Below are 9,316 nucleotides of genomic sequence, written 5' to 3'. Positions count from 1 at the left end.
CCCTCGAGGGGGAGATGGCGGGCCCGCAGCGCGAGTGCCCAGTCGCCCGGCGCACGAGGGGAAAGAGGCCGAAGCGGCCGAAGCGGAAGGGGCGGAGGGGGAAACGCCCCGCCCGGCGCGCCCGTGCCGCGGCCCCCCTCAGCTCTCCGTGCGGTACATCAGGTCCACCTCGTGCGTCGTGAACCCCAGCCCCTCGTACACCGCCAGGGCCGCCGGGTTGTCGGCGTCGACGTAGAGCATCGCCGTCGGCAGGCCGGCTCCCGCCAGGTGGTGGAGGCCGATCGCCGTCAGGGCCTTGCCGAGGCCGCCGCCCTGGGCGCCCGGGCGGACGCCGACGACGTAGACCTCGCCGAGCTGTTCCTCGGCGTGGACCTTCGTCCAGTGGAAGCCGACCAGTTCGCCCTCCCGCTCCGCCAGGAAGAACCCCTTCGGGTCGAACCACGGCTGCGCGACGCGGTCGTCGAGGTCGCGCTGCGTCAGGGAGCCCTGCTCCGGGTGGTGGGCGAAGGCGGCGGCGTTGGCGGCGAGCCAGGCCGTGTCGTCCTGTCCGGGGACGAAGGTGCGGACGGTCACCCCGGACGGCAGCACGGGATCGGGCAGCGGGGGCGAGTCGGGCCCCAGGGGGCGGCGCAGCTGGCGGAGTTCGCGGAAGAGGGTCAGCCCGAGCACCTGCGCGAGGTGCCGGGCGGCGGACTTGCCGCCGTGGGCCCACACCCGGATCCGCTTGCCGGAGGCGTTGAGGAGGGCGGTGCCCAGGGCGCGCCCGTGGCCGCGGCCGCGCAGCGCCGGGTGGACGACGAGCTCGGCGGCGGGGGCCTCCACCGGGTCGGTGTCCTCCAGTTGCCCGTACGCGACGAGCTTGCCGTCGGCGGTGGCCAGGAAGTGGCGGATGCCCTCGCGGGGGCCGCCGCGCAGCTGGAGGCGGCCCTGCTCGGAGACGGCGGTGGTGCCGTCGGTGCGGGCCGCGTCCTGGATCAGTCCGAGGACCGCCTCGGCCTGTTCGTCCGTCAGTTCGTCGAGGATCTCGATGTGCCGTCCCGTGTCCGGGCCCGTCGCTGCGTCAGTCATGCTCCGAGCCTACGACCGACACCGCCCGACGGCCGCGCGTAACCAGCTCGCAACCCGCACCCCCCTGTTGGTGCTACGCGCGTTGACCATAGGCTGCGGGCACCTCCCAGTTGTCTCGCTGTCCAAAAAGGGGAACAGATGTCAGCGAAGCCACAACGGCACCGCACGGCGCGCCGGTTGACCTTCGGCGCCCTCGCCCTCACCGCGGGTGCCGGCGCGATGGTCGCCGCCGCCCTGCCCGCCGGTGCCGCCAGTGGCGGCGTTCCGGTCGCCAAGGGCCGGACCGTCGACGTGCAGATGCTGTCGTTCAACGACTTCCACGGCACGCTGGAGCCGCCGCAGGGCTCCTCGGGCACGGTCGCCGAACTGCAGGCCGACGGCACCACCAAGGCCATACCCGCGGGCGGCGTCGAGTACCTGGCGTCCGCTCTGCGCGAGGCCCGCAAGGGCCACGAGTACTCCGTCACGGCCGCGGCCGGCGACATGATCGGCGGCAGCCCGATGCTGTCCGGTCTCTTCCACGACGAGCCGACCGTCGAGGCGCTGAACAAGCTGAACCTCGACGTGACGAGCGTGGGCAATCACGAGTTCGACGAGGGCAAGAACGAGCTCCGCCGGATGCAGTACGGCGGCTGTCATCCGGTTGAAGGCTGCTTCGAGTACGGCAAGACCTACTCGGGAGCGGAGTTCAAGTACCTCGCCGCGAACGTGACGGACGAGAAGACGAAGCGTCCGCTGATGTCGCCCACCTTCATCTGGAAGAAGGGGGACGTGAAGATCGGCTTCATCGGCGTCACCCTGGAGGGCACGCCGGACGTCGTCACGGCGGACGGCGTGAAGGGCCTCAAGTTCGGCGACGAGGTCGAGACGATCAACAAGTACGCGGCCGAGCTGGACAAGCAGGGCGTGAAGTCGATCGTGGCGCTGATCCACGAGGGCGGTCTGCCGGCGAGCGGCGCGTACAACTACGACTGCAACGTGCCGGATGCCGGCGCGGGCATCTCGGGTGCGATCGTCGACATCGCCAAGAACGTGAGCCCGAAGGTCGACGCGCTGGTGACGGGCCACACCCACCAGGCGTACTCGTGCAACATCCCGGACCCGGCGGGCAACCCGCGTACGGTCACCTCGGCCGCGTCCTACGGCCGGCTGTTCACGGACACCACGCTGACCTACGACCGCGCGACCAAGGACATCGTCCGTACGCCGGTGCAGTCGCCGAAGCCGTTGAACAAGGTCGTCAGCCGGGACCTGCCGAAGGCCCCGGACATGACCGAGCTGATCGACCGCTGGAAGAAGCTGGCGGCGCCGGTCGCCAACCGTCCGATGGGCTACATCTCCGCCGACATCGCGGGCCGCGGCTCGGAGGCGCCGGAGAAGCCGCTGGGTGACCTGATCGCCGACGCGCAGCTGGACGCGACCTCCGCGGCCGACAAGGGCGGCGCGCAGCTGGCCATCATGAACCCGGGCGGCATCCGCGCCGACCTGGCGTACAAGGCGGCCGGTGACGAGGGCGACGGTGTCGTGACGTACGGCGAGTCGTACACGGTGCAGCCGTTCAACAACCTGCTGGACGTGGTGGACCTGACGGGCGCGCAGCTGATCACCGCGCTCCAGCAGCAGGTCACCGGTCCGGTCAACGGTGCGAACCCGAAGATCCTGCAGGTCTCGAAGGGCTTCACCTACACCCTGGACATGACGAAGACGGGCGCGGACCGGATCGTCGTGGACTCGGTGAAGCTGAACGGCGCGGCGATCGACCCCGCCAAGACCTACCGGGTCGTGATGAACGAGTTCCTCGCGGGCGGCGGTGACGGCTTCACGGTCCTGAAGGAGCACAAGAACAAGCTGGTCGGCGTGCCGGACCTGGAGGCGTTCAACGCCCTCCTGGCGAAGTCGTCGGCGGCGGCCCCGATCGCCCCGCCGAAGGCGGACCGGATCACGGTCGTCAAGTAACAGCAGGACGCGGAGAGGGGCGGCGGGCCGGAAGGCCCGCCGCCCCTCTCTCTGTTCCCCCTCAGATCCCCCCAGATCCGCCTCGGATCCCCCTCAGACCTTGGCCAGGTACTCGGCGACGGCGGCGTGGAAGCCCTCCGGGTCGGTGAACGGGACGAAGTGATCGCCGTCGAGGGGGGTGTACGCGGTGTTCGGGCGGCGGGTGACCATCGCGGTGGCCGTGGCCTGCGGGAGCGCCTGGCTCCCGGTGGCGTGGATCAGCAGGGCGGGGCAGGTGCTCGCGAGCCAGGTGTCCCAGTGGTCGCCGGCGCAGGCGCGGATGGAGTCGAGCATGTCCTGGCCGTGGAAGGCGAGCCGCCAGCCCTCCCCGCCGGGGAGGGGGCGTACGCCGTCGGCGACGAAGGGCAGGGCGGCCGGGTCGACGGCGGCGAGGAGTTCCTCGCGGGTGGGGGCGGTGTAGGGCAGCGCGCCGAGGAAGTCGAACCAGTGGGGGCCGGCGGGGATGTGGATGTCGATGTTGGCGTCGACGCCGATGAGGACCCCGATCCGGTCGGGGTGGGCGGCGGCCAGGTGGTAGGCGTTGAGGCCGCCGAGGGAGTAGCCGAGGAGGGCGACCGGTTCGGTGAGGCCGAGGTGGTCGAGGAGGGCGACGGCGTCAGCGACGTAGCCCTCGCGGCGGTAGTCCGGGGCCCGGTCGGAGTCGCCGTGGCCGCGCTGGTCGGGGGCGATGACCCGCCACTCCTCGCCGAGGGCGGTGGCCAGGCCGGTGAAGGCCCGGGCCTCGGACATGCCGCCGTGGAGGGCGAGCAGCGGGCGGCCGGTGCCGCCGGAGTCCAGGTACGACAGCGTGCGTCCGTCGATGTCCAGCGTGTGGCGCATGGTTCGGCTCTCCCCGTTCGTCGGTGCTCGTTCGTCGGTGCTCGTGCGTCGGTGTCCGGTGCGGACGGCTTCAGCCTGCCAGCAGTTGGGCAAGTGCGCAATACATGCGTGTAGGGCAACCGCCCAAAAATCGGCCCGGCTACGATCCCGGCATGGGAAATCGCGAGGACCTGCTGGCCGGAGCGCGCCGGTGCCTGGAGGAGAAGGGCTACCTGCGCACGACGGTGCGCGACATCGCCTCGGCGGCGCAGGTGAGCATGGCCGCGATCGGCTACCACTTCGGCTCCCGGGAGGTGCTCCTCAACCAGGCGCTGTTCGCCGCCATGGAGGAGTGGGCGGCCGGCGCCGGCCGGCTCACCGGGCAGGGCGACACCGCCGAGCAGCGCTACGCCGACACCTGGGACCGCAAGATCCGCGACTTCGGCGAGATGAGCTGGCTCTGGACCGCCTCGGTAGAGGCCTTCGTCCACGCCCAGTCCTCGCCCGAACTGCTCGCGATCCTCGCGGAGGGCCAGCGCCGCAACCGGCGCATGGTCGCCGCTGCGCTGCGCGGGGTGCCGGAGGAGGCCGTCACCGAGGAGGACGTCCGCTCCCTCGGCTCCCTGCACATCGCCCTGCTGAGCGGGGTCATGGTCCAGGCCCTCACCGACCCGGAGCACGCGCCGACGGGCACGGAACTCGTCCAAGGGCTGCGCACGATGGTCGAGTTGCTCGGCGAACCCGCCCGTACCGACGGGTAGTAACCCCACGCTCCGCACGCCATAATCCGGTCCGGCCACGACGGCCGACGACCGGCCGACGACCGGCCGACGGACAGCGGACTGCGGACAAAGGGGCGGGCATGGCACTGGACTCCTGACCGGCGCACTCACGGCGGCCGCCGGCGCCACCGCACTCGGGCTGGGCGCGGCCGCCCCGGCCTCCGCGCGGGGCCTCACCGTCAGAACCCCCGCCACCAGAACCCCCGCCACCAGAACCCTCGGCCCCCAGGACTGGATGGCCGCCCTCCCCGACTCCACCGCCCTCCAGCGCATGACCATCCCCGGCACCCACGACTCCGGCGCCCGCCTGGGCGGCCTCTACGTCGCCTGCCAGAACACCTCGATCGCCGAGCAGCTCGACTCCGGCATCCGCTTCCTCGACGTCCGCTGCCGGGTGACGGGCGGCTCGTTCGCCATCCACCACGCCGCGTTCTTCCAGAACCTGATGTTCGGGGACGTCCTCGTCGCCTGCGCCGCCTTCCTCGCCGCGCACCCCTCGGAGACCGTCCTGATGCGCGTGAAGCAGGAGTACTCCACCGAGAGCGACGCCACCTTCCGCGCCGTCTTCGACGACTACCTCGACCACCGCGGCTGGCGCCCGCTCTTCCGGATCGCCGACACCCTGCCCACCCTCGGCCAGGCCCGCGGCAGGGTCGTCCTCCTCGCCGACAACGCCGGCCTGCCGGGCCTACGCTACGGCGACGGCGGGGTCTTCGACATCCAGGACGACTACAACACCGAGCCCTTCGCCAAGCGCGGCCGGATAGAGGACCAGTTCCGCAAGGCCGTCCAGCAGCCCGGCAAGCTCTTCGTGAACTACACCAGCACCGCCGCCTACATGCCCCCGCGCTGGAACTCGGACCGGCTCAACCCGCAGGTCCACGCCTTCGTCGACGGCGCCGAACTGGCCGGCCGGACCGGGCTGGGCATCGTGCCGATGGACTTCCCCAACACCCGCTCCGGCCTGGTCGCCTCACTGATCCGGCACAACTGACCCCCGCGCCGACGGCTGGTCCGACGGCGGCGGCGTCGGGGCGCCCGGGATCCGCAGGACGGCCTCCGTGCCGCCGGCCCCGTCCGCCGCCGCCCGCAGTTCGGCGGTGCCGCCCGAGCGGGCGGCCGTACGGGCCACGATGGACAGGCCGAGCCCGCTGCCGGGCAGGGCCCGGGCGGACTCGGAGCGCCAGAACCGTTCGAAGACGTACGGGAGGTCCTCGGCCGGGATGCCCGGCCCGTGGTCCCGTACGGTCAGCTCGCCCGCCCGCAGCGAGACCCCGACCGCACCGCCCGGCGGGCTGAACTTCACCGCGTTGTCCAGCAGGTTCACCACCGCCCGCTCCAGCGCGGCCGCCTCACCCCGCACGTACCAGGGCTCCAGTTCCGCGTCGAACCGCAGCTCGGGACCGCGCAGCCGGGCCCGGGACAGGGCCGTACCGGCGATCTCGTGCAGGGCCACCACCCCGAGCGGGGCGTGCGGGGCGGCGTCGGGGCGGGACAGCTCCTGGAGGTCCCCGATCAGCGAGGCCAGCTCCGTCATCTGTGCCTTCAGTGAGGCCAGCAGCTCCCGGCGGTCCTCGGGCGGGATGGCCCGGCCGGTCTCCTCGCTGCGCGCGAGGAGCTCGATGTTGGTCCGCAGCGAGGTGAGCGGGGTCCGCAGCTCGTGCCCGGCGTCCGCGATCAGCTGGGCCTGGCGCTCCTGGGAGGAGGCCAGGGCCGCGGTCATCGAGTTGAAGGACCGCGACAGCCGGGCGGTCTCGTCGTCGCCCTCCTCGGGGATCCGGACCGTGAGGTCCTCGGTGCGGGCGATGTGCTCGACCACCCCGGTGAGCTCGTCGACCGGCCGCAGCCCGGTCCGGGCCACCCACAGCCCGGCCGCGCCCGCGCCGACGACACCGATGCCGGAGACCAGCAGCAGGACCCAGGCCAGGGTGGAGAGGGGCTGGTCGACGTCGGCGAGGGGTTTGGCGATGGAGACCCCGAAGGACGCGCCGTTGGTGAGGTGCTTGTTGATCGTGTAGACGCGCATCCTGGTGCCGTCGCCGGTCGTCGCGTCGTGCAGGCTCTTGGCGCTCAGGCCCGCGGCGACGGCCTTGTCGGCCCCCGAGACCGGCAGGTCGCTGCGTCCGCTCACCAGGCAGCGGGCGCCGTCCGCGGTGACGATCTGGACGGTCGGGCCGAGCTCCTCGGCGATGTTCGGCGTCCCGACGGCCGGGCGGGTCACGCAACCCTCGCGCAGGGTGCGCACCACCTGCTCGTCGGGCTGGGTCGACAGCAGGGACTGGTTCAGCTGCTCGTTCAGCTGAGCCCGGACCATCACCCACGCCACCCCCGCCACCGCGGCCACCGCGACCGCCACCGCGACCGTCACCAGCAGCGCCAGCCGGGAGCGCAGCGGCAGGGTGCGGAACCGGGCGGCGGGGCTCGTCATTCGGGCCCGCCCTCGCCGGCGCGCAGCACGTAGCCGACGCCGCGCACGGTGTGCACCAGGCGCGGCTCGCCGCCGGCCTCGGTCTTGCGGCGCAGGTACATCACGTACACGTCGAGGGAGTTGGAGCTGGGCTCGAAGTCGAAGCCCCAGACCGTCTTGAGGATCTGCTCACGGGTCAGGACCTGGCGCGGGTGCGCGAGGAACATCTCCAGCAGGGTGAACTCCGTACGGGTCAGCTCCACCTGCCGCCCGCCGCGGGTGACCTCGCGGGTGGCGAGGTCCATGCGCAGGTCGCCGAAGGTCAGCACGTCCTCGGGCTGCGCCGGGCCGGCGGCGGGGGTGGCGTAGGAGCTGCGGCGCAGCAGGGCGCGGACGCGGGCGAAGAGCTCGTCCAGCTCGAAGGGTTTGACGAGGTAGTCGTCGGCGCCGGCGTCGAGGCCGGTGACGCGGTCGCCGACGGTGTCGCGGGCGGTCAGCATCAGGATCGGGGTGACGCTGCCGGCGGCGCGCAGCCGGCGGGCCGCGGTCAGACCGTCCATGCGGGGCATCTGGATGTCGAGGACGATCAGCTCGGGGGCGTACGAGGCCGCCTGGTCGAGGGCGTCGACGCCGTCGACGGCGGTCCGCACGTCGTACCCCTCGAAGGCGAGGCTGCGGCGCAGGGCCTCGCGCACGGCCGGCTCGTCGTCGACGACGAGGATCCGCTGCGGGTCGCCTTCGGCGGGATTCATTCGTGGCCCCCTGGGGTGGTGGTGTTCGGTTCACGGGACCGGGCCGGGCCGCGCGGGCCGGCCGGGCTGGTCCGGGCTGGTCCGGGCTGGTCCCGTCCCAGGGTGTCAGAAGGACCCGAGGGAGATGCCGAACCCGTTGCCGTTCCCGTTCCCGCTCCCGTCGGAGGCGCCGCCGGACCCGCTGCCGCCCTTGCGGAGGTTGGCGAGGTCGGCCTTGACGGTGTTGACGGGGATGGCGAAGCCGAGGCCGACGCTGCCTGCGCTGGAGCTGTCGTTGGACGGGGAGAAGATCGCGGACGGCATTCCGACGATCTCGCCGTTCATGTTGACGAGAGCACCGCCGGAGTTGCCCGGGTTGAGGGAGGCGTCCGTCTGGATGGCCTTGTAGGAGGTGGTGTTCGAGCCGGTGTCGCCGTTGAACTGCCAGCCGTCGTACGAGAACGGCCAGCCGCCGCCACCGCCGCCCTGGCGGCCGCGCTGCTGCTGGCCCTCGGACTTGGGCACGTTCACCTCGCGGTCGAGCGCGGAGACGATGCCGCTGGTCACCGTGCCGGTGAGGCGGTCGGGGGAGCCGATGGCGACGACCTGGTCGCCGACCTTGAGGTGGTCGGAGTTGCCGAGCTTGGCGGGCTTGAGGCCGCTCGCGCCCTGGAGCTTGATCAGGGCGAGGTCCTTGTCGGGGTCGGTGCCGACGGTCCTGGCGGTGTACTTCTTGCCGTCGCTCATCGTCACCTGGATCTCGGAGGCGCCGTTGACGACGTGGTTGTTGGTGACGATCTCGCCGTCGGCGGTGATGACGATGCCGGAGCCGGTGCCCGTGCCGGAGGCGGTGCGGGTGTCGATGCGGACGACGGAGGGGCTGACCTGTTCGGCGACGCCGGAGACGGTGCCGTTGCTGGACTGGGAGACGTTGGTACCGGGGAAGCCGGGTCCGTTGGTCCCGTTCTGTCCGAGGAACTGCTGCACGGCGGCGGCCGTACCGCCACCGACGACGGCCGCCGCGAGGGCGACGGCGGCGAGGAGGGCGACGGGGCGCTTGGCACGGGGGGCGGGGGGCGGGGCGGCGTCGCCCCAGGTGGTCCAGCCGTTGTGGCCGTTGTGGCCGCCGCCGTTGCCGTCTCCGGCGGTGACGGTCTCGCCCTGGATGACCGTCGCCGCCGGGGGCTGGTGGGCTTCGTTCCACCCCGGGGCGGCCGGGGGGTACGCGGGCGGCGGCGGGTAGGACCCGCCGCCGCCCATGGCGTCCTGAGCCAGCCGGTCACGTCCGCGCTGCCAGTCCTCGCCGAAGGGCGAGTGCGGGGCCGGGCGGTTCTCCTGCGGGTACTCGCCTTCGCGGCGGAAGCTCTCGGTCATGTCTGTGACTCTGTCCGCGGATCATGAGAGCTTCCTGAGTCCTGGCTGAGAAGCCCGACAGAACCGTGTATGCCCGATATAAGGGTGCGGGTGGGCCGCTGCGCGGAGCCGTCTCCCCGCCCCGCCCTTCCACCGTTCCC

General features: G+C 72.4%; 8 protein-coding genes. 3 read left to right on the top strand and 5 right to left on the bottom strand.

Translation table 11 applies throughout. The annotated features are described in order from the left end of the window. Positions 1-138: 138 nt before the first annotated feature. Entirely contained in the window at positions 139-1,068 is a 930-nt protein-coding gene (mshD, locus tag VR44_RS28065) for a mycothiol synthase (RefSeq protein WP_045950410.1), read from the bottom strand. Positions 1,069-1,206: 138 nt separating this feature from the next. On the opposite strand from mshD, the gene VR44_RS28060 reads away from it, so the two are divergent. Beyond that, positions 1,207-3,024: a bifunctional metallophosphatase/5'-nucleotidase gene (locus tag VR44_RS28060; RefSeq protein WP_045950409.1), complete on the top strand. Its 1,818-nt coding sequence runs from the start codon at positions 1,207-1,209 to the stop codon at positions 3,022-3,024. 93 nt (positions 3,025-3,117) lie between these two features. Here the strand turns inward: VR44_RS28060 and VR44_RS28055 are convergent, their stop codons facing one another. Next, on the bottom strand, positions 3,118-3,903 hold the full coding sequence (locus VR44_RS28055; RefSeq protein WP_045950408.1) for an alpha/beta fold hydrolase: 786 nt from the start codon (positions 3,901-3,903) through the stop codon (positions 3,118-3,120). 152 nt (positions 3,904-4,055) lie between these two features. On the opposite strand from VR44_RS28055, the gene VR44_RS28050 reads away from it, so the two are divergent. Beyond that, positions 4,056-4,643, top strand: a complete 588-nt coding sequence (locus VR44_RS28050) for a TetR/AcrR family transcriptional regulator (protein WP_045950407.1) — start codon at positions 4,056-4,058, stop codon at positions 4,641-4,643. 115 nt (positions 4,644-4,758) lie between these two features. Continuing rightward, positions 4,759-5,658 carry a phosphatidylinositol-specific phospholipase C gene (locus VR44_RS28045; RefSeq protein ID WP_045950406.1) on the top strand — a complete coding sequence of 300 codons (900 nt, stop codon included), beginning with the start codon at positions 4,759-4,761 and terminating at the stop codon, positions 5,656-5,658. Here the strand turns inward: VR44_RS28045 and VR44_RS28040 are convergent. From VR44_RS28040 to VR44_RS28030, 3 genes are all read right to left on the bottom strand, one after another. Then, a complete protein-coding gene (locus VR44_RS28040; RefSeq protein ID WP_045950405.1) occupies positions 5,638-7,092 on the bottom strand; it encodes a sensor histidine kinase in 1,455 nt (484 codons plus the stop codon). The genes VR44_RS28045 and VR44_RS28040 overlap by 21 nt on opposite strands. Further along, positions 7,089-7,823, bottom strand: coding sequence for a response regulator transcription factor (locus VR44_RS28035; protein ID WP_045950404.1), 735 nt, complete (start codon positions 7,821-7,823; stop codon positions 7,089-7,091). The genes VR44_RS28040 and VR44_RS28035 overlap by 4 nt, the downstream gene beginning before the upstream one ends. Positions 7,824-7,928: 105 nt before the next feature. After that, entirely contained in the window at positions 7,929-9,176 is a 1,248-nt protein-coding gene (locus VR44_RS28030) for a S1C family serine protease (protein WP_045950403.1), read from the bottom strand. Between the last annotated feature and the right edge of the window lie 140 nt (positions 9,177-9,316).

This window comes from Streptomyces katrae (genome assembly GCF_000966975.1).
In the GTDB taxonomy this organism is placed as follows: Bacteria; Actinomycetota; Actinomycetes; order Streptomycetales; family Streptomycetaceae; genus Streptomyces; species Streptomyces katrae.
This window is presented reverse-complemented; position numbering and strand designations above follow the sequence as displayed.